Genomic DNA, 19451 nt, shown 5'->3' on the forward strand with positions numbered 1-19451 from the left:
CGCATGGTGGACAAGGTCGTCGCGAGCGCGCGGGAGGCGGTGGCCGACGTCGAGGACGGCGCGACCCTCGCCGTCGGCGGGTTCGGGTTGTGCGGCGTGCCGATCAGGCTCATCGACGCGCTGCTGGAGAAGGGCACCCGCGACCTGGTCACCATCTCCAACAACTGCGGCGTCGACGACCAGGCCCTCGGCGTGCTGCTCTACGCCGGGCGCATCCGGCGCACGATCAGCTCGTTCGTCGGCGGCAACAAGGAGCTCGCCCGGCTCTACCTCTCCGGGGAGCTGGAGGTCGAGCTGACCCCGCAGGGCACGCTGGCCGAGCGGCTGCGCGCCGGCGGCGCCGGCATCCCCGCCTTCTACACGCCGACCGGGGTGGGCACGATGGTCGCCGACGGCGGGATCCCGGTGCGCTACGACGCGGACGGGAACGTCGTGGAGACCTCCCGCCCCAAGGAGCTGCGCGAGTTCGACGGGCGGCAGTACGTCCTCGAGACCGCGCTGACCGCCGACTTCGGGCTGGTCCGCGCCGCGGTCGGCGACCGGCACGGCAACCTGGTCTTCCACGAGTCGGCGATGAACTTCAACCCCCTGGCCGGCATGGCCGGGCGGATCACGATCGCCGAGGTCGAGGAGCTCGTCGAGCCCGGCGAGATCACACCCGAGCAGGTGCACCTGCCCGGGGTGTTCGTCGACCGGGTGGTCGTCGTCGGCCCGGAGGGCAAGAAGATCGAGCGGCGCACGAGCCGCCCGCGGCCGCCGGCCGGCGGCGCGGACGACGCCCCGGCCGCCGCCGGCGACGAGGCCACCGCCACCGAGGGGACGAACTGAGATGACGCTGACCCGTGACCAGCTCGCCGCCCGGGTGGCCCAGGAGCTCACCGACGGCGCCTACGTCAACCTCGGCATCGGCATGCCCACGCTGGTGCCCAACTTCGTCCCCGACGGCGTGCACGTGGTGCTGCACTCGGAGAACGGCGTGCTCGGCGTCGGGCCCTACCCGTTCGAGGGCGAGGAGGACCCCGACCTGATCAACGCGGGCAAGGAGACCGTCACCATCCTGCCCGGCGCCAGCTTCTTCGACTCCGCCACCAGCTTCGCGATGATCCGCGGCCGGCACCTCGACCTCGCCGTGCTCGGCGCGATGCAGGTCAACCCCCGCGGCGACCTGGCCAACTGGCTGATCCCCGGCAAGATGGTCAACGGCATGGGCGGCGCGATGGACCTCGTCCACGGCGCCCGCCGGGTGATCATCATGATGGAGCACGTGGCCCGCGACGGGTCCCCGAAGCTGGTCGAGGAGTGCACGCTCCCGCTGACCGGCAAGGCGTGCGTCGACCGGGTGGTCACCGACCTCGCCGTCGTCGACGTCACCCCCGAGGGGTTCGTGCTCCGCGAGGTCGCCCCCGGCGTCACCGCCGACGAGGTCGTCGAGAGGACCGGCGCGCCCCTGGCCGTGCCCGGCGACGTCCCGACGATGGCGCTGCCGGCCACCGTCTGACCGCGCCACCGCTCCCCCGGTGACGTTCTCGGTCGTCGCCCGCGACCCCGCGACCGGGGAGATGGGCATCGCGGTCTCCTCGTGCATCCTCGCCGTCGGCCGCGCCGTGCCCAGCGCCCGTCCGGGGGTCGGGGTGGTCGCCGTCCAGGCCCGCAGTCCCCGCGGACTGGGCCCGGTGCTGCTGTCCGGGCTGGCCGAGGGCACCGCGCCGGCGGTGCTGGTGCGCCGGGCCGCGCACGCGGCCGAGGACGTCGACCGGCAGATCGCCGTCCTCGACGTCTCCGGCGTGGTGGCCGCCGACACCGGGCCCGGCTCGTTCCCGGTCAGCGGTCACCAGGTCGGCGACGGGTGGAGCGTGCAGGGCAACATGCTCGCCTCGCCCGACGTGCTGCCGGCCATGGCGCGGGCCTGCGAGACCGCGCGCGGCGCGCTGCCCGACCGGCTGCTCACCGCCCTCGGCGCGGGCCAGGACGCCGGCGGCGACCTGCGCGGACGGCAGTCCGCGGCGCTGCTGGTGGTCAGCGGCGAGCCGGCGTCGGAGGAGGACGACGGGGTGCGGGTGGACCTGCGCGTCGACGACTCCGGCGACCCGGTCGCCCAGCTGCGCATGCTGCGCAACCTGCAGCGGGCCTACGACGAGCGCGACTACGAGACGCTGGCGCTGTTCGCCCCCGAGGGCGCCCGCGACCTCTACGCCGCGCTCGCCGCCTCCCGGCGCGGGGACCGGGTGGCGGCGCGGGCGGCGCTGGAGGCCGTCCGCGCCCGGCCCGGCTGGTCGGCGTGGCTGGCCTCGATGGCCGGGGACGCGCGGCTGTCGGCGGTGTCCCGGCTGCTGGGGTGAGCGGCGGTCAGCCGGCCGACCGGGCGGCGTGGGCCGCGACGACCCGCCGCAGCGCCTCCTCCATCCGCACCGCCGCGGCATCCCAGCTCAGCGCCTGCACGGCGGCCCGGGCACCCTGCGCCTCCTCGACCGACCCCGGGGCGCGCAGCAGGTCCTCGAGCTCGGCGGCGAAGTCCACGCCGGTCGAGGCGATGCGCAGGTGCGCCCGGATCTCCGGAGGCAGGCCCCGGCTGCCGATCGCCGTGGTGAGCACGGTGCGCCCGGCGGCCAGCGGCTCGAGGACCTTGTTGTTCACGCCGGCACCGCGGACGACCGGCGCCACGGTGGCGTGGGCCTCCTCGTAGACCCGGGCGAGCGAGTCGACGAAGCCCGCGTGCTCGACGAGGCGGCGCACCCGGTCCCAGCGGGCGTCCCCGGTCCCGCGGGCGCTCCGCGGGTCACCGGCGCCGAAGGTCCGCACCCGGGCGAGGACGTCGTCGGCCAGGTGCACCGCGACCTCCTCGACGAACCACTCGTAGGACTCCCGGTTGGGCGGGTAGCGCCAGTCGGCCAGCCAGGCGAGGTAGCCCCCGTCGGGCGGGGTGGTCAGGGGGAGGTCCAGCAGGCTGGACTCGATGCCGTTGGGCACGACGCTGTCCGGCGGCAGCCGCTTGACGTGCGCGCGGTCGACCTCGCCGTCCTCGCCGGAGATGTAGGTGACGGCGTCGGCCATGGGCAGCAGCACCTGCATGACCGGCACCAGCTGGGCGGCCTGGAACAGCGCGGAGGCCCGCTCGGCCGGCGTGCGCCTCGGCGCGGCCCCGACCAGCCGGTACGGGCTGTCGACGAGCTCCACCAGGACCGGGCGCCCGGTGCGCGCCAGCACCGGCATCATCGGCAGCACGAACACGTCGCCGAGCAGGACGACGTCGGCGGCCCGGGCGCGCTCGCGGAACGCCGGGGTGAGCGACAGCCGCCCGGCATTCGCGGCCGAGGAGATGCCCGGCGCGCCGGGGACGTCGAGCCGGTCGATCCGGTGTCCCCGGGCGGCGAGCGCCTGCAGCAGGTTGTCGCGCCGCAACCGGCCGCCGGTGAGCGCGGTGTGCGGGCCGTAGCTGGTGGCGGCGAAGATCCGCAGCGGCGCGGCCGACGACTCCGGGTGGGGCTGGGGTGACGGTGCGTCGGTGCTGCCGGACATGGCCCGACGCTAGCAATCGCTCGGACACCCGGCCGACAGGCCGCGCCCGGCAGGCGGAGGCTCCTCAGCCGCCTGCCGGGAGCAGGTGCTCCCCGGTCGACCGGTGCGGCGCCAGGACCGGGGACCGCCGCGCTGCCCGGCCGGACGGCGACGCCAGCCGAGCCCTCCGGGGTGGCGCCGACGTCGACGTGCCCGTGCGGCAGGGCGACGGCGCCGAGGTCGAGGACGGCCCCCGGGTCCAGGGGTGGTCGGTGGAGGCGTCGGCGAGCACCGCGGCGGCGGCCGGGACGTCGTCGGGCCCGGCCGGACGCACGTGCAGGGTCGTCTCGCTCCGCACGGCCGGCTCAGGCGGCCTCGACGGTGAACGGCACGGTGACCACGTTCCCGTCGGCGAGGCGGAACTGGGCCCACAGTCGGTACGTCCCGGCTGTCGGGAACTCGGCGTGCACGTCGAGCTCCGGACCGAACGTCTGCCCGGGCAGGGCGAGGACCGGCCGACCGGACGTGTCCTCGACCTCGGCGTGCTCGTGGGCGAACGTCGCGCCGTCGGCCCGCACGACCACGACGTGGCCGGCGGCGGCGAGGTACGGCTGCAGGTCGTCGACGGGTCGGCCGGTCGCCGCGTCGGTGACTCTGAATCCCAGGTCGCTGACGCCCCCGACCTCGACGTCCCCCTCGAGCTCGACCCGGACGCCGTCGACGGCCACGGTGCGCGGCCCGGCGGTCGGCACCACCGGCGCCGGCGCGCTGCCGGCCACGGTGACCACCTGCCGCTGGTGGACGTCGCTCATCTCGCCCTGCCGCCGGAACTCGGTGTCGACGACGTACCGGCCCGGAGTGGGGAAGGTGACGTCCACGGCGAGCTGCCCGGGCTCGCCGGTCGGCTCCGGGTGGACGTGGGCGAACGTGCCGAGGTCCTCGCGGGTGGCGATGAGGTGCATCCACGCCTCGTGGCTGCGGGTGAGGTCCTCGACCGGCTCGCCGGAGGCGGCGTCGACGACGGTGGCGACGACGCGGGTGGGCCGGCCGGGCGCCACCTGCGCGGGCAGCTCGAGCCGGACCTCGACCCCGGCATCGGCGGCCTCGGCGGGTGGCACCTCGGCGGTCATCATCTCGCTCATCGCCGGGCGCATCGGCATGCCGGTGCCCTGCACCCAGGCGAGCTGGCCGTTCATGCCGCGCTCGGCGAACTCCATCCGGCTCACCGCGGTGAGGCCGGTGCCGAGCGCGAGGGCGACGACGGCGACACCGGTCAGGTAGGCGTACTGGCCGAGCCGCGCCCGCGCCGGCAGGTGCAGGACCTCCTCGACGGTCGCCGGGCGGCGGAACCGCCGCAGCCGCAGTGCGTTGGTCAGCACGCTGACCGAGCTCATCGCCATTGCCGCGCTGGCCAGGACCGGGTCGAGCAGCAGCCCGTTCCAGGCGTACAGCGCGCCGGCGGCGACCGGGACGAGCAGCAGGTTGTAGCCGAACGCCCAGGCCAGGCCCTGCTTCATCGTGGTGACCGTGCGCCGTGACAGGGCGATCGCCGACACGATGCCGCGCAGGTCCCCGCCGACGAGGGTGATGTCGGAGGCGGCGATGGCCACGTCGGCGCCGGTGCCGACGGCGATGCCGACGTCCGCGGCGGAGAGAGCCGGGGCGTCGTTGACCCCGTCGCCCGCCATCGCGACGACGTGCCCCCGTGCCTGCAACTCGCGGACCGCCGCGGCCTTGTCGGCCGGCAGCACCTCGGCGAGGACGTGCTCGATGCCGACCTGGCCGGCGACGGCCCGCGCGGTCGCGCTGGTGTCACCGGTCAGCATCCACACCTGCACGCCCAGCGCCTGCAGCTGTGCGACGGCCTCGGCCGACTCGGGCCTGACCGTGTCGGCGACCGCGATCGTCGCGGCCGGCCGACCGTCGACGGCGACGAGCACCGGGGTCTGTCCGGCAGCGGCGGCAGCGGCGGCGGCGCCCGCCAGCCCCGACGGGTCCACCCCGCGCGCCTCCATCAGCGCCGCGTTGCCGACCAGGACCGATCGGCCGTCGACGACCGCGTCGATGCCGTGCCCGGGGACGGCGTCGAAGGAGCCGAGCGGGGGACGACGGAGTCCCCGGTCCCTGGCGGCAGTGGTGATCGCCTCGGCGACGGGGTGCTCGCTGCCGGTCTCGGCGGCGGCGACCAGGGCGAGCACGTCGTCCTCGCTCCAGCCACCGGTGGTCGTCACCGAGGTCAGGGCCGGCCTGCCGCGGGTGAGGGTGCCGGTCTTGTCCAGGACGACGGCGGTGACCCGGCGGGCGGTCTCCAGCGCGTCGCCGTCGCCGATCAGGATGCCGAGCTCGGCGGCCCGGCCGGTGCCGACCATGACCGCGGTCGGCGTGGCCAGCCCGAGCGCGCAGGGGCAGGCGATGATCAGCACGGCGATGGTGGTGGTGATCGCCATCGTGAGCCGGCCGGTGTCCGGGCCGAACAGCGCCCACGCGACGAACGTGGCCGCGGCCAGCAGCAGCACGACCGGCACGAACCAGGCCGAGACCCGGTCGGCGAGCCGCTGCATCGGCACCTTCGCGCCCTGTGCGTCCTCGACCAGGCGGACGATCTGCGCCAGCGCGGTGTCCCCGCCGACCGCGGTGGCGCGCACCACCACCGTGCCGGTGCGGTTGAGCGTCGCGCCGATCACGGTGTCGCCGACCGACCTGTCCACCGGCAGGCTCTCCCCGGTCAGCATGCTCTCGTCGACCGCCGTCGCCCCGTCGGTGACCACGCCGTCGACCGGCACCTTCTCCCCCGGCCGCACCCGCACCCGGTCGCCGACGACGACCTGCTCGACCGGGACGTCGACCTCCGCACCGTTGCGCAGCACCCGCGCGGTCCTCGGGGCGAGCCCGACCAGTGACGTGATCGCGGCTGCGGTGCGCTTCTTCGCCCGGCCCTCCAGCCACCGGCCCGCCAGGACGAGGGCGAGGATGACCAGCGAGGTCTCGAAGTACACGTGCAGCGGCAGGCCCCAGCGCTCGGCGGCGGCCGGCCACAGGGTGACGAAGGCGCTGTAGAGGTAGGCGACGCCGGTGCCGAGGGCGACGAGGGTGTTCATGTTCGTCGACCGGTGCCGGGCCGCGGTCCAGGCGGCCCGGTAGACCTCCCGGCCGGCCCAGGACTGGACGACGGTGGCCACGACGAGGATCGCCGGCATCAGCCAGTCCATCGTGTCCAGGTACAGCGGCACGTACATGAGGACCATCAGCCCGAGCCCGACGGCCAGGGTGACCTGCCACCTCCGCCGCAACCCGGTGAGGTGTGCGTCGTCGTCGGCGGTCGGGGCGTCGGCCGGCCCGGTCGCGGGCTGCGCCTCGCGGCGCGGGGTCGCGGTGTAGCCGGCGCGGGCCACCGCGGCGGTCAGCTCGTCGAGGCCGACGTGCTGCGGGTCGAACCGGACGGTGGCCACCTCGGTGGCCAGGTTGACCTCCGCGGCGGACACCCCGTCCACCCGGCGGAGGGCCTTCTCCACCCGGCCGACGCAGGAGGCGCAGGTCATGCCACCGATCTCCAGCGTGCACGAGGCCGGGGCCTCGCTCGCGGCCGGGAGGGGCGCGGTCGTCGTCATCTCCGGGTCTCCTGGTCGGACGGGGTCCTGTGGGTGGACCGATGCTCGGCGGCGGGCTCCCCGGCTCGGACCGGGAGAACCGCCAGGTCCGGGGCGGGCGGTCAGCTCCGGGCGGCCGCGTCTGCGTCGAGCAGCTGCTCGTCCGCTGGGGCGTGGAGGTCGGCGACGTCGACGCGCAGCGGTTCCACCGGTGGGGCGCGGCCAGGGCGGCGAGGACGGGGGTGCGGCGGCGGGGCGCCGGGTGGTCCCCGCCGCCGCACGTGGTCACGGGACGAGGGACCAGCCGGCCTCGTCGACCGCGGCGGCGATGTCGGCGCGGTCCAGCGGTGCGGCGGCGGTGACGGTGACCGTGCCGGTGGCCAGGTCGACGGTGACGGTCTCGACGCCGGCCACGGCGGCGATCTCCGCGGTGACCGCCCGCCGGCAGTGGTCGCAGGTCATGCCGGTGACGGTGAAGGTGGTCGAGCCGACGAAGGTGCGGGGCGTGTCGGACAGCACGGGGACTCCTCGGGGTCGGTGGTGGGTCGGAGGGCTCAGCGGCCGTGGGCGTGGGCGTGGGCGTGGGCGTGGCCGTGGGCACCGTGGCCGTGGGCACCGTGGCCGTGGGCACCGTGGCCGTGACCCGCGGCGCCGGCGGCCGGCCGGCCGCCCGGCACGGTGAGCGCGGTGAGGACGACCAGCGCGACCAGGACGGCGGCGGTGGCGGCGAAGGCGCGGCCGTAGCCGTCGACCAGGCCGGCGGTGGTGGCGAGGTCACCGGCGACGGCGGCGAGCCCGGCGACGCCGAGGGCGGCGCCGATCTCGTGGCCGGTCATCACCAGCCCGCTCGCCACGCCGGAGCTCTCGTCCGGGACGTCGCCCATCGCGGCGACCGCGATCGCCACGAACACCGGCCCGACGCCGGCGCCGACGAGCAGGAGGCCGGGAAGCACGTCGGCGGCGTAGGAGGTGCCGCCGGCGCGCGTGGCGAGCAGCAGGGCACCGCCGGTCGTGACGACCAGGCCGCCCAGGATCAGCGTGCGGGCGCCGGCCCGGCCGATGACCCGGGACGCGACGGCGGCGGAGGCGGTGATCGCGGCGGCCAGCGGCAGGAACTGCAGGCCCGCCACGACGGGGGACGAGCCGAGGACGTCCTGCAGGTAGAGCGAGCTCAGGAAGACGGCGCCGACCACCACACCGGTGACGCCGGCCATGACCCCCGAGGCGGAGACCAGTGACCGGGTGCGCCAGGTCGCCGGGGGCACGAGGGGGTCGGCGGCCCGGCGCTCGAGCCGGGCGAACGCGGTGAGCAGCACCGCGGCGGCGCCCAGCGCGAGCCAGGTGCGCGGCGCGGTCCAGCCGGCCGAGCGGGTGGCCTCGATGCCCGACACCAGGGCCAGCAGCCCGCCGACGAGGGTGAGCGCCCCGGGGACGTCGAGGCGGCGCAGCGCGCCGGGCCGGGTGGCGCCGCGGGCGACGGTGCGCAGGGCGCCGGCGACGACGGCGATCCCGATCGGCACGTTCACGAGGAAGACCGCGCGCCAGCCGAGTGCGCTGGTCAGCGCCCCGCCGAGGAGCACGCCGGCGGCGATGCCGAGGCTGCCGACGGTGCCCCAGACCGCCAGCGCCGTCTGCCGCTGCCTGCCGGCGTAGGCGGTCATGACGACGGACAGCGCCGCAGGGGTGAGGAGTGCGGCGCCGGCGCCCTGCGCGGCGCGGGAGACGACCAGCATCCACGGCTCCTGGGCGAGCGCGCTGGCCAGGGACGCAGCGGTGAACAGGCCGACGCCGGCGAGGAAGGTCGCCCGGCGGTCGACCAGGTCCGCGATCCGCCCACCGAGCAGCAGCAGGCCGCCGGAGAGCAGCACGTAGGCGCTGACGGTCCACTGGTAGTCGGCGGCCGAGAGGTGCAGGCCGCGGCCGATCGACGGGAGCGCGACGTTCACCACGGAGACGTCGAGGACCACCATCACCTGGGCGGCGATCACGAGGGCGAAGACCGTCCACGGCCGGCGCGGCTCCTCGGCGGGCGTCCCGTGCGGGGTGGGTGCCGGGCCGGGGTGCCCGTGGCGGTGGGTCACCGGTTCGACGGTGGGGTGGGCCGACATGGCTCCTCCTCGGGGGCGGGGGTTGGTCGGCTGCCACGGTCACCGCCGACGGGGGCGCTCACGCCGGTGGAACGGCCGGGTTCTCCGTGCCCGGACGAGACCGGTCCGGTCGGTACGGTCGGGCGCGTGCTGGCCGGACGGGACGCCGAACGCGCCGCGGTCGCCGCCCTGCTCGACGGCGCGCGCGGCGGGACCGGCGGCGCGCTGGTGGTGCGCGGCGTCGCGGGGGCCGGCAAGTCGACGCTGCTCGCCGACGCGGCGGCCGCCGCCGCGGGCGTGCGGGTGCTGCGCACCTCGGGCGTGGAGTCGGAGTCGCCGCTGGCCTTCGCCGCGCTGCAGCGGTTGCTGTGGCCGCTGCGGTCCCTGCTGCCCGGGCTGCCCGCGCCGCAGCGGGCCGCCCTCGGTGCCGCCCTGGGCGTGGCCGCCGGCGAGGGGGACCGCTTCCTGGTCTTCCTCGGCACGCTGAGCCTGCTCGCCGACGCCGCCGAGGACTGCCCGGTGCTGGTCGTCGTCGACGACGCGCACTGGCTCGACGACGCGTCGGCCGCGGCGCTGCTGTTCGTCGCACGCCGGCTGGGTGCCGAGCGGGTGGCCCTGCTGTTCGCCGCCCGCGACGGGGACGCCCGCCGCCTGGACGCAGCCGACCTCCCCGCCGTCGTCCTCGGCGCCCTGACCGGGGCGGACGCCGACGCGGTGCTCTCGGCACGGGCCGGTGTCGTGGCGGACCCGGCGGTGCGGGACCGGCTGGTGACCGCCACCGGCGGCAACCCCCTGGCGCTGGGCGAGCTCGCCGGCGTGCTCACCGGCGACCAGCTCGCCGGCCGGGCGCCGCTGCCCGACCCCCTGCCGCTGACCGGCGGGGTGGAGCGCGCCTTCCTCGACCGGTACCGGCGCCTGGCCGAGCCGGCCCAGCGGTTGCTGCTGGTCGCCGCGGCCGACGACACCGGCCGCACCACCGTCGTCCGGGACGCCGCCGGGCTGCTCGACGCCGGCGACGACGCCCTCGACGCGGTCGAGCGCTCCGGGCTTCTGCGGGTCGACGGCGACGCGGTCCACCTGGACCACCCGCTGGTGCGCTCGGCGGTCTACCGCGCCGCCACCAGCGCCCGGCGCCGCGCCGCGCACCGGGCCCTCGCCGACGTCCTCGCCGGCGACCCCGACCGGCGCGCCTGGCACCTGGCCGCCGCCGCGGACCGCCCCGACGCCACCGTGGTCACCGCCCTCGACGAGGTCGCCGAGCGGGCCGCGGCTCGGGGCGGGCACGAGGCGGCGTCCGCCGCGTGGGCCCGCGCCGCCGAGCTCACCACCGCCGGCGCCGACCGCGGCAGGCGGCTCCACCTGGCCGCGTCCTCGGCCTGGCTGGGCGCGCACCCCTCCCGGGCCGCGGCCCTGGCCGCCGCCGCGGCGGCCGAGGTGACCGAGCCGCTGCCGCGGGCGCGGCTGCTCCTGCTGCAGGCGCAGGTCGAGTGGAACACCCACTCCCTCAACGACGGCTACGACCTCGTCCTGCAGGCCGCCCGGCTCGCCGCCGGGGTGGACGAGGCGACCGCGCGGCCCCTGGCCATGCTCGCCGCGGCGCTGTCGGCGTTCGGTGCGCGCTCCCCGGACCCGCTCGACCCGGCCACGCTGGTCGGGGAGCCCGACGCCGGCGCACCGCCCGCCGCCCGGGTCGCCTGGGCGCTGCTGCAGGGGTTCGCCGCCGTCGGCCGCCGGGACTGGGCGACCGCCGCGCGCTCCTTCCGCCGCGGGTTCGACCTCACCGACGCCGACCCGCTCGCCGCCGACCACGTGCTGCACCCCAACCTGGGCCTCGCCGCCTGGCTGGTCGACGACGACCCGCGCAGCCTGCGCCTGCACGACGAGCAGCTGACCGCGGCCCGCCGCGCCGGGGCGCTGCCCATGGTCGAGCACGCCCTCACCCGGGGCTTCCACGCCCAGCTGGCGACGGGCGCGTGGACGCAGGCGGCCGGCGCCGCGGCCGAGGCGCTGCCGCTGACGGCCAGCACCGGCGCCACCGGGCTGACCGCGCTGCCCCTCGCCCAGCTGGCCCTGGTCGCGGCCCTGCGCGGCGACGACGCGGCCGACCGCCACCTCGCCGAGGTCGGCCGGATCCGCGAGGAGCACCCGGTCGGCATCACCGACAGCCTGGTGACCGACCTGGCGCACTGGGCGCGTGCGCTGCGCAGCGCCGGGCAGCCCGCCTCCGCGGTGCACCACCTCGAGCGGCTGCAGAACCCGGTGCTGCGCCGCCTGGCCACCCTCGACCTGTTCGACGCCGCCGCCCGGGCCGGCCGGGAGGACGTCGTCCGCTCCTGGCTGGCCGAGGTCGAGCAGTTCGCCGGGGCCACCGGCACCGCCTCCGCGGTCGCCGTCACCGAGCACGGTCGTGCCCTGCTCGCCGACGGGCCGGCCGCCGACGAGCACTTCCGGGCCGCGCTGGAGGCGCACGCGGCGTCCCCGCGCACGCCGGACCGGGCGCGCACGCAGCTCGCGTACGGGGAGCACCTGCGGCGGGCCCGGCGGCGGGTCGACGCCCGGGAGCACCTGCGTGCCGCCCTGACCGCGTTCGAGGACCTGGGGGCGGCGCCCCTCGCCGAGCGCGCCGCCCAGGAGCTGCGCGCCTCCGGGGAGACCGCCCGCCGCCGCGACGTCAGCACCGCCACCGACCTGACCGCCCAGGAGCGCCAGGTCGCCGGGCTGGTCCGGCAGGGGCTGTCCAACCGCGACGTCGCCGCGCGGCTGTTCGTGTCCCCCCGCACCGTCGACTTCCACCTCCGGAACGTGTTCGCCAAGCTCGGCGTGACCTCCCGCGCCGAGCTCACCGCGCTGCCGCTGGACCGGCCCCCGGCCGCGCGCCCCGCCGTGCCCGGCGACCGACCCGGCGGTTCTCCCGGCGTGACGCCGGCGGCCCGCTCCTAGCGTCCGGACCGACCCGCCCGGACGACGGGACCCGGGCCCGGACCCCCTCCCTGGAGACGCCGTGCACCACACCCCCGCCCCCGCCGACCGCGAGCCGCTCGACGTGCTCGTCGTCGGCGCCGGCCAGGCCGGTCTGGCCCTCGGCCACCACCTCGCCCGCCGCGGCGCGGACTTCCTGCTCGTCGACGGCGCCCCCGAGATCGGCGCGTCCTGGCGCCGCCGCTGGGACTCGCTGCGGCTGTTCAGCCCGGCCCGGTACGACTCACTGCCCGGCCTGCCGTTCCCCGCACCTGCCGACACCCACCCGGGCAAGGACGACGTCGCCGACTACCTGGCCGGCTACGCCGCCCACTTCGCCCTGCCGGTCCGACTGGACTCCCCCGTGTCCCGGCTGCAGCGCGAGCCCGACGGCACCTTCACGGCCACCACCCCGACGGCCACGCTGCGCGCCCAGCAGGTGGTCGTGGCCACCGGCCCGTTCCAGACGCCGCACGTCCCCGTCCTCGCCGACCAGCTGGACCCGGACGTGCCACAGCTGCACAGCGCCGACTACCGCAACCCGGCCGGGCTGCCCGGCGCCGGCCGCGTGCTCGTCGTCGGCGGCGCCAACTCCGGCCTGCAGATCGCCGCCGAGCTCGCCGCCACCCGGCCGGTCACCCTCGCCGTCGGCACCCGGCCGGCCGAGCTGCCCCAGCGCATCGCCGGCCGCGACCTGTTCACCTGGCTGGACGCCGCCGGCTTCTTCACGGTGCCCGCGCACACCCGCCTCGGACGCCGGCTGCGCGCCCGCGGCGACCTGGTCATCGGCACCCGCACCCGCGACCTGCGCCGCCGCGGCGTCGACCTCCGGCCCCGGCTCACCGGGGTCACCGGGCGCACGGCCCGCTTCGCCAACGGCACCACCGTCGACGTCGACGCGGTCGTGTGGGCGACCGGGTACCGCAGCGACCACTCCTGGCTGGACGTCCCCGGCGTCGTGGTCGACGGCCAGGTCCGGCACGACGCCGGCGTCACCGCCGTCCCCGGGCTCCACGTCCTCGGGCTGCCGTGGCAGACCTGCCGCGGATCGGCGCTGCTGGGCTTCGTCGGCGCGGACGCCGCCGCCCTCGACGACCGCATGGCCAACGACCGCACGGCCACCGACGCGCACCGGCCGGGGCCGCAGGCCGGAGCCGGCCGCCGTGGGGCCGCGGTCCCGGTGACCGCACCGGCGTGAGGGCCGGCCCGGCCCGCCGCAGGAGGCACCCGTGCCCACCACGACCCCCGCGCCCCCGACGGACCCGCACACCGGCACCGCCACGACGGTCCGCACCCTGCTCCTCCGCTACGCCGCCACGCTGCTGGCCCTGCTGACCGCCCTGCTCGCACTCGAGGTCGGGTGGGTCCTGCTCGGCGCCGGCTCCTGGCCGGCCGCCGCGGCCGCCGTCACCGGCTGGGCGCTGGGCACGGCCGCCTGCCTGCGCCGGTGCGGCTGGTCGGCCGGCGCCGTCGCCGCGACCGGCGGGGCCCCGGCCGCCGTGCTCGCCGTCCCCGCCGCGCTGGGCTGGCTGTCCCCCGCCGGCCTCGTGCTGTGGGGGCCGGTGAGCACGCTCCTGGCCGCGGCGCTGCTGCTCTCGACGCGGCCGCCGACCCCGGCCGCTCCCTCCGCCCGACCACCCCGACCGAGGAGTCCCCGATGACCGCGCACCGCACCCCTCGTCCCCGGCTCGGCCTGCTCGCCGGGCTCCTGGCCGCCGCCGCCGGCGAGGTCGCCGCCTCCGCCACCCGCCGCGGCCGCTCGCCGTCGTCGGGGCTGGCCCGCGGGCTGGTCGACGCCTCCCCCGCCGCGCTCGTCGACGGTGGGGTCGCGCTGGTCGGGCGGGCCGACAAGCCGGGCCTGGCCGTGCTGGCCGCCGGCGTCAGCGGGCTCGCGGCGGCCGCCGGCGGCGCGCTCGCCGGGCACCGGCCGCTGCTGGGCGCCGCCGTGGCGGCCGCGCCGCACGCCCTGGGCAGCGGCCTGGCGCTGCGCCGCGGCGACGCGTCGGCCCGGGACACCGCCGCGGCGGCCGTCGCCGGGATCGCGGTCTCCGCGGCCGCCGCCGCCCCGCTGCGCGTCCCCCCGTCGGTGGTCCCCGTGGCCACGGCGCTGGCCGCGGGTGCGGTGGTCGCCGTCGACCGGACCGCCCGCGGCCGCCGCGCCGCGGACCTCCTCGACCGGGTCGCCCTGCCCGCGCCCGCCCGGCCCCTGCCGCCCCTCCCGGCCGCGGCCCGGCAGCCCGGCGTCGCGCCGCTGCTCGCCGGGCCCGGGGCGTTCCCCGTCATCGACGTCACCGTGCCCGAGCCGCGGGTCGACCTGGACGCCTGGCGGCTGCAGGTGGACGGCGCGGTGCAGGAGGGCCTGGTCCTCGCCCTGGACGAGCTGCTGTCGCTGCCCCTGGGGGAGCGGGACCTGCTGCTGGTGTGCGTGCACGACCCGGTCGGCGGCTCCCGGGTGGGGTGCGCCCGCTGGACCGGCCTCGGCCTCGGGGAGCTGCTCGACCGCGCCGGCCCCACCGCGGACGCCGGCTGGGTCGTCGCCGAGGCCGTCGACGGCTACACCAACGTGCTCCCCCTCGCGGCGGCCCGGCGGGCCTTCCTCGCCGTCGGGATGGCCGGCCGGCCGCTGCCCCGCGAGCACGGCAGCCCCGCCCGGCTGCTCGTCCCCGGCCGTCCCGGCCAGGACGGCAACCTCAAGTGGCTGCGGCGGCTCACCGTCACCGCGGAGCCGCCGCTGTCCTACTGGGGACGGCGCGGCTGGCGCGACGGGACCTACCCGGTGCACCCGGCCTCCCGCATCGACGCGCCCGCGGGCTCCTCCGTCGTCGAGGCGGGGCCGACCACCGTCCGCGGCCACGCGTGGGCGCCGACCGTCGGGGTCGACCGCGTGCAGCTCCGGGTCGACGACGGTCCCTGGTCCGACGCCACCCTGGGCGTCGACCTCGGCCCGGACGCCTGGCGTCCCTGGTCCGCGCCGTGGGAGGCCACGCGCGGGCGGCACCGGCTGACGGTCCGCTGCCACACGGCGGACGGCCGGTGGCAGGACGAGACGCCCGCGACCCCGTTCCCCCACGGCGTGCGCGGCCTACACACCACCACCGTGCAGGTCGGGGGCAGCCGGCCCACCGCCGCGGTCCGGCGTCTCGCCGGCGAGGCCGCGACCCGGCTCGGCTGGGCGGCCCGGAGCACGGCCGCGTGGCGGTCCCGGTGACCGGCCCAGCCGCGGCCCCGGCCCGTCCCCGCGACCTCCGCGCACCGGTGACCTGGGGCGTCGTCGTCGGCGTCCTGCAGGCGGCCTCCCCGCTGGCCTTCCCCTGGCTGGACCCCGCGACCGTCTACGCCCTGGGACTGGCGTTCATCGCCGCGGTCTACGTCGGCTTCGCCGTGGCCGACGGGCGCCGGCACGTCCTGGTCGCCGAGGTCGCCGTCACGGCCCTGTTCGTGGTGGTCGCCGCCGTCGCGGTGCCCGGCTCGCCCTGGCTGCTGGTCGCCGGGCTGGCCGGCCACGGCGTCAAGGACGCCTGGCAGCACCGCACCGGGTTCGTCCGCGGGACCCGGTGGTGGCCGCCGTTCTGCGCCACCGTCGACTGGGTCGCGGCCGCGCTCGTCGCCCTCGCGGTCACCACCGGGTTCCCCGTCGCGGTCTGACCCCGCCCTACCGCAGGAGGCTGCGGGCGATCACCATCCGCTGGATCTGGTTGGTGCCCTCGTAGATCTGGGTGATCTTCGCGTCGCGCATCATCCGCTCGACCGGGAAGTCCTGCGTGTAGCCGGCGCCGCCGAAGAGCTGGACGGCGTCGGTGGTCACCTTCATGGCGACGTCGGAGGCGAACGCCTTGGCCGCCGCGCAGAGCCGGCCGAGGTCGGGGTCCACCTTGCCGCCGTCGTGGGCGGACTCGCCGCGGGCGGCGGCGACGTAGACCAGGTGCCGGGCGGCCTCGATCTGCATGGCCATGTCGGCGAGCATGAACTGCACGCCCTGGAAGTCGGCGACGGCCTTGCCGAACTGCTTGCGCTCGCGGGTGTACTCGACGGCGGCGTCGAGGGCGCCCTGCGCGATGCCGACGGCCTGGGCGCCGATGGTCGGGCGGGTGAAGTCCAGGGTCCGCAGCGCGGTCTTGAAGCCGGTGCCCTCCGCCCCGATGATCCGGTCGGCCGGGATGGTGCAGTCGGTGAGGTAGAGCTCGCAGGTGGGCGAGCCCTTGATGCCCATCTTCCGCTCCTTGGGGCCCACGGCGAAGCCCGGGTCGTCGCGGTGCACGACGAACGCCGAGATCCCGCTGGCCCGCTTCTCCGGGTCGGTGACGGCCATGACCGTGTACCACTCCGAGACGCCGGAGTTGGTGATCCAGGCCTTGGTGCCGTTGAGCACCCAGGTGTCACCGTCACGGCGGGCGCGGGTCTTCATCGACGCCGCGTCGGAGCCGGCCTCCCGCTCGGACAGGCCGTAACTGATCATCGCGTCGCCGCGGGCGATCGAGGGCAGCACCTTCTGCTTGAGCTCCTCGGACGCCGACAGGATGACCGGCACCGAGCCGAGCTTGTTGACCGCCGGGATGAGCGAGGCGGACACGTCGACCCGGGCGACCTCCTCGATCACGATGCAGGTCGCGATCGCGTCGGCGCCCTCGCCGCCGTAGGCCTCGGGGATGTGCGTGGCGTGGAACCCGGCCGCGGTGAGCGCCTTCTGCGCCTCGATCGGGTAGCGCGACTCCGCGTCGACCTCGGCCGCGTACGGCGCGATCTCCCGCTCGGCGATGTCCCGGACCGCGGCCCGGATCGCGTCGTGCTCCTCCGTCAGCTGGTACAGCCCGCTCGTACTCACGAGTAGGACTCTAGGACGTCCGACCAGTCGCGTGGACGCCGCTCGCCTCCCCGGCGAGCCGCTCCCGCAGGGCCGCGTCGCGGGCGACGACGGAGTCGGCGAGGTCGGCCTGGAACCGCTCGACCGCGGCGCGCAGCTCCGGGTCACCGGCGGCCAGCACGCGGACGGCCAGCAGCCCGGCGTTGCGGCCGCCGCCGATCGACACCGTGGCCACCGGGACGCCGGCCGGCATCTGCACGATCGACAGCAGGCTGTCGAGCCCGTCGAGCCGGTCGAGGGGGCGCGGCACGCCGATCACGGGCAGCGGCGTCGCGGCAGCGAGCATGCCGGGGAGGTGGGCCGCTCCCCCGGCACCCGCGACGAGCACCCGCAGCCCCCGGCCGGCCGCCGCCGTCGCGTAGTCGAGCATCCGCTGCGGCGTGCGGTGGGCGGACAGGACGTGCACCTCGTACGGGACGCCGAACTCGGCCAGCGCGTGGGCGGCGGGCTCCATCGTGGGCCAGTCGGAGTCGCTGCCCATGACGATGCCGACGAGCGGCTGGTCCACTCAGTGCTCCTCGGAGGCGGGGAAGGCGAACGCCGGGTCGACCTCGCCGTCGGCGAGGTAGCGGGCCGCGGCGACGGCGCGGGCGCGCACCGCGGCGAGGTCGGCGCCCAGCGCGGTGACGTGGCCGAGCTTGCGGCCGGGGCGCTGACCCTTGCCGTACCAGTGCAGCTTCACGTCGGGCCAGTGCGCCATCAGGTGGTGCACCCGCTCGTCGATGCCGGGACCGACCCAGTCCGGCGCCGACGCCCGACCGCCGAGCACGTTGGCCGTGACGACGACCGGTGCGGCGAGCTCCGTCGAGCCCAGGGGGTAGTCGAGGACGGCGCGCAGGTGCTGCTCGAACTGGCTGGTGCGGGCCCCCTCGATCGTCCAGTGGCCGGAGTTGTGGGGGCGCATGGCCAGCTCGTTGACCAGCACGCCCCCGGCGGTCTCGAACAGCTCGACGGCCATCACGCCGACGACGCCGACCCGGGCGGCGATCCGCACCGCGAGCTCCTGCGCCGCGCCGGCGGTCTCCTCGTCGAGGCCCGGCGCCGGAGCGAGCACCTCGGTGTTGATCCCGTCGCGTTGCACGGTCTCGACCACCGGCCAGACGGCGACCTGGCCGAACGGCGAGCGGGCCACCAGCACCGCCAGCTCGCGCAGCAGCGGCACGCGCTCCTCGACCAGCAGCGCGGGGTGCGCGGCGAACAGGTCGCCGGCCTGGCCGGGCTCGTCGAGGACGAACACACCGCGGCCGTCGTAGCCGCCGCGGGGGGTCTTGACGACCACCGGCCACCCGCCGTGTGCGTCGGCGAACGCGGCGAGGTCCTCCGGGGAGCGCACCTCGGCCCAGGCGGGCTGCGGCTCACCCGCCTCGGCCAGCGCCCGGCGCAGCACCAGCTTGTCCTGCGCGTGGACCAGCGCCCCGGCGCCGGGCGCGACGCGGACGCCCTCGGCGGCCAGGGCCCGCAGGTGCTCGGTCGGGACGTGCTCGTGGTCGAAGGTCACCACCGTCGCGCCCTCGGCCAGGGCGCGCAGCGCGTCGAGGTCGCGGTGGTCGCCGATCCGGACGTCGGGGGCGACCAGCGCGGCGGAGTCGGCGGGGTCGGTGGCCAGCACGCGCAGCGACTGGCCGAGCGCGACGGCGGCCTGGTGGGTCATCCGGGCCAGCTGCCCGCCTCCCACCATGGCGACGACGGGCAGGCCGGTCCTCGGGTCGAGTGAGGTCATGGCGCCGCCGAGGCTAGTGGCCCGGCGGGGGGACTCACCCACCGGCGGCCCGGGCGAGGACGGCGACCCGCAGGGTGCGGCCCACCTCGTCGGCCACCTGCTGGGTCGGGTGGATGCCGTCGGCGCTGCCACCGGCCACCCAGCCCTCGCCGTCCCGGGCGGTCTCCCAGGGGTCCACGTAGGTCCAGCCCTGCTCGAGGGCGAACTGCCGCAGCTGCTCGTTGTAGGCGGTGGCGGCCGCCGCGTGGTCGGCGGACGGCGGGATGGCCGACACGATCACCTCGTCCAGCCGCAGCGTCCGCGTGACCGTCAGGAGGTTGTCGCGGCTGGCCTCCCAGGCGACGCCCTGGGCGACGTCGTTGGTGCCGGCCATCACCAGGAGCACGTCGCCGTCGACCCGGCCCACGCCCTGGCGCATGTCCCCGGTGGTCGCCCCGGGCACCGCCCAGCCGCCGCCGAGGACGAGCGGGTCCCCGAGCGCGGCCGGCACCCACGAGCCCTGGCCGCGGACCTCGCCGTCGGCCAGGGGTTCGGTGCCGGCGGTCAGCGAGTCGCCGACCACGACGAGGACGACCTCCTCGGGCTCCCGGTCCTCGGCCTGCACGTCCGGCGTGGCCGTGCACGCGGCGGTGCTCACGAGCGCGCACAGCAGCACCAGGAGCACGGCCGCGCGCCGCCACCGCGGGGGTCTCAGCCGGGACCGGCGGGAGGGAGAGGGCATGGCTGCGATTGTCGCCTGTGCG

The 19451-nt window shown here is 77.4% G+C and carries 16 protein-coding genes; 8 read left to right on the forward strand and 8 right to left on the reverse strand.

All coding sequences use genetic code 11. The features are described from left to right. Positions 1–3: 3 nt before the first annotated feature. Genes BLQ97_RS01895 through BLQ97_RS01905 form a run of 3 tightly spaced genes read left to right on the forward strand, consistent with a single transcriptional unit; the run spans position 4 to position 2339 of the window. The gene (locus BLQ97_RS01895; RefSeq protein ID WP_175471555.1) at positions 4–828 is read left to right on the forward strand and encodes a CoA transferase subunit A; all 825 of its coding nucleotides are present in this window, start codon (positions 4–6) and stop codon (positions 826–828) included. Between the two features lies 1 nt (position 829). After that, positions 830–1498 (forward strand): CoA transferase subunit B, encoded by a 669-nt coding sequence (locus BLQ97_RS01900; protein WP_091362709.1) that lies wholly within the window; start codon positions 830–832, stop codon positions 1496–1498. Positions 1499–1517: 19 nt separating this feature from the next. After that, positions 1518–2339 (forward strand): DUF1028 domain-containing protein, encoded by an 822-nt coding sequence (locus BLQ97_RS01905; RefSeq protein ID WP_091362710.1) that lies wholly within the window; start codon positions 1518–1520, stop codon positions 2337–2339. Positions 2340–2346: 7 nt separating this feature from the next. On the opposite strand, the gene BLQ97_RS01910 is transcribed toward BLQ97_RS01905, so the two are convergent. From BLQ97_RS01910 to BLQ97_RS01930, 4 genes are all read right to left on the reverse strand, one after another. Beyond that, positions 2347–3516 carry a glycosyltransferase gene (locus tag BLQ97_RS01910; RefSeq protein ID WP_091362713.1) on the reverse strand — a complete coding sequence of 390 codons (1170 nt, stop codon included), beginning with the start codon at positions 3514–3516 and terminating at the stop codon, positions 2347–2349. A 344-nt stretch (positions 3517–3860) separates the two neighbouring features. Beyond that, the gene (locus BLQ97_RS01920; protein ID WP_091362717.1) at positions 3861–7103 is read right to left on the reverse strand and encodes a heavy metal translocating P-type ATPase; all 3243 of its coding nucleotides are present in this window, start codon (positions 7101–7103) and stop codon (positions 3861–3863) included. A 264-nt stretch (positions 7104–7367) separates the two neighbouring features. Beyond that, positions 7368–7601 carry a heavy-metal-associated domain-containing protein gene (locus BLQ97_RS01925; RefSeq protein WP_091362719.1) on the reverse strand — a complete coding sequence of 78 codons (234 nt, stop codon included), beginning with the start codon at positions 7599–7601 and terminating at the stop codon, positions 7368–7370. 35 nt (positions 7602–7636) lie between these two features. Continuing rightward, the gene (locus BLQ97_RS01930) at positions 7637–9190 is read right to left on the reverse strand and encodes an MFS transporter (protein WP_091362720.1); all 1554 of its coding nucleotides are present in this window, start codon (positions 9188–9190) and stop codon (positions 7637–7639) included. 126 nt (positions 9191–9316) lie between these two features. On the opposite strand from BLQ97_RS01930, the gene BLQ97_RS01935 reads away from it, so the two are divergent. From BLQ97_RS01935 to BLQ97_RS01955, 5 genes are all read left to right on the forward strand, one after another. Further along, positions 9317–12109, forward strand: a complete 2793-nt coding sequence (locus BLQ97_RS01935) for a helix-turn-helix transcriptional regulator (RefSeq protein WP_091362722.1) — start codon at positions 9317–9319, stop codon at positions 12107–12109. 61 nt (positions 12110–12170) lie between these two features. Beyond that, positions 12171–13325 (forward strand): flavin-containing monooxygenase, encoded by a 1155-nt coding sequence (locus BLQ97_RS01940; RefSeq protein ID WP_091362724.1) that lies wholly within the window; start codon positions 12171–12173, stop codon positions 13323–13325. A 31-nt stretch (positions 13326–13356) separates the two neighbouring features. Next, positions 13357–13788: a hypothetical protein gene (locus BLQ97_RS01945; protein ID WP_091362726.1), complete on the forward strand. Its 432-nt coding sequence runs from the start codon at positions 13357–13359 to the stop codon at positions 13786–13788. Next, on the forward strand, positions 13785–15335 hold the full coding sequence (locus BLQ97_RS01950) for a molybdopterin-dependent oxidoreductase (protein ID WP_091362728.1): 1551 nt from the start codon (positions 13785–13787) through the stop codon (positions 15333–15335). The genes BLQ97_RS01945 and BLQ97_RS01950 overlap by 4 nt, the downstream gene beginning before the upstream one ends. Further along, positions 15332–15772, forward strand: coding sequence for a hypothetical protein (locus BLQ97_RS01955; protein WP_175471556.1), 441 nt, complete (start codon positions 15332–15334; stop codon positions 15770–15772). The genes BLQ97_RS01950 and BLQ97_RS01955 overlap by 4 nt, the downstream gene beginning before the upstream one ends. 7 nt (positions 15773–15779) lie before the next feature. On the opposite strand, the gene BLQ97_RS01960 is transcribed toward BLQ97_RS01955, so the two are convergent. From BLQ97_RS01960 to BLQ97_RS01975, 4 genes are read right to left on the reverse strand one after another with little or no spacing between them, the layout of a single operon-like run. Then, a complete protein-coding gene (locus tag BLQ97_RS01960) occupies positions 15780–16949 on the reverse strand; it encodes an acyl-CoA dehydrogenase family protein (RefSeq protein ID WP_091362732.1) in 1170 nt (389 codons plus the stop codon). Positions 16950–16959: 10 nt separating this feature from the next. Then, positions 16960–17496, reverse strand: coding sequence for a 5-(carboxyamino)imidazole ribonucleotide mutase (gene purE / locus BLQ97_RS01965; protein ID WP_245691727.1), 537 nt, complete (start codon positions 17494–17496; stop codon positions 16960–16962). After that, positions 17497–18708, reverse strand: coding sequence for a 5-(carboxyamino)imidazole ribonucleotide synthase (locus tag BLQ97_RS01970; protein ID WP_091362734.1), 1212 nt, complete (start codon positions 18706–18708; stop codon positions 17497–17499). A 34-nt stretch (positions 18709–18742) separates the two neighbouring features. Next, positions 18743–19429 carry an SGNH/GDSL hydrolase family protein gene (locus BLQ97_RS01975; RefSeq protein WP_091362735.1) on the reverse strand — a complete coding sequence of 229 codons (687 nt, stop codon included), beginning with the start codon at positions 19427–19429 and terminating at the stop codon, positions 18743–18745. Between the last annotated feature and the right edge of the window lie 22 nt (positions 19430–19451).

This window comes from Geodermatophilus telluris, from assembly GCF_900102745.1.
Lineage (GTDB): Bacteria > Actinomycetota > Actinomycetes > Mycobacteriales > Geodermatophilaceae > Geodermatophilus > Geodermatophilus telluris.

Bases quoted from the DNA above. Each gene is read 5' to 3' on its own strand.
- BLQ97_RS01895 (WP_175471555.1), top strand. From the start codon at position 4: ATGGTGGACAAGGTCGTCGCGAGCGCGCGGGAGGCGGTGGCCGACGTC.
- BLQ97_RS01900 (WP_091362709.1), top strand. From the start codon at position 830: ATGACGCTGACCCGTGACCAGCTCGCCGCCCGGGTGGCCCAGGAGCTC.
- BLQ97_RS01910 (WP_091362713.1), bottom strand. From the start codon at position 3,516: ATGTCCGGCAGCACCGACGCACCGTCACCCCAGCCCCACCCGGAGTCG.
- BLQ97_RS01920 (WP_091362717.1), bottom strand. From the start codon at position 7,103: ATGACGACGACCGCGCCCCTCCCGGCCGCGAGCGAGGCCCCGGCCTCG.
- BLQ97_RS01930 (WP_091362720.1), bottom strand. From the start codon at position 9,190: ATGTCGGCCCACCCCACCGTCGAACCGGTGACCCACCGCCACGGGCAC.
- BLQ97_RS01950 (WP_091362728.1), top strand. From the start codon at position 13,785: ATGACCGCGCACCGCACCCCTCGTCCCCGGCTCGGCCTGCTCGCCGGG.
- BLQ97_RS01970 (WP_091362734.1), bottom strand. From the start codon at position 18,708: ATGACCTCACTCGACCCGAGGACCGGCCTGCCCGTCGTCGCCATGGTG.
- BLQ97_RS01975 (WP_091362735.1), bottom strand. From the start codon at position 19,429: ATGCCCTCTCCCTCCCGCCGGTCCCGGCTGAGACCCCCGCGGTGGCGG.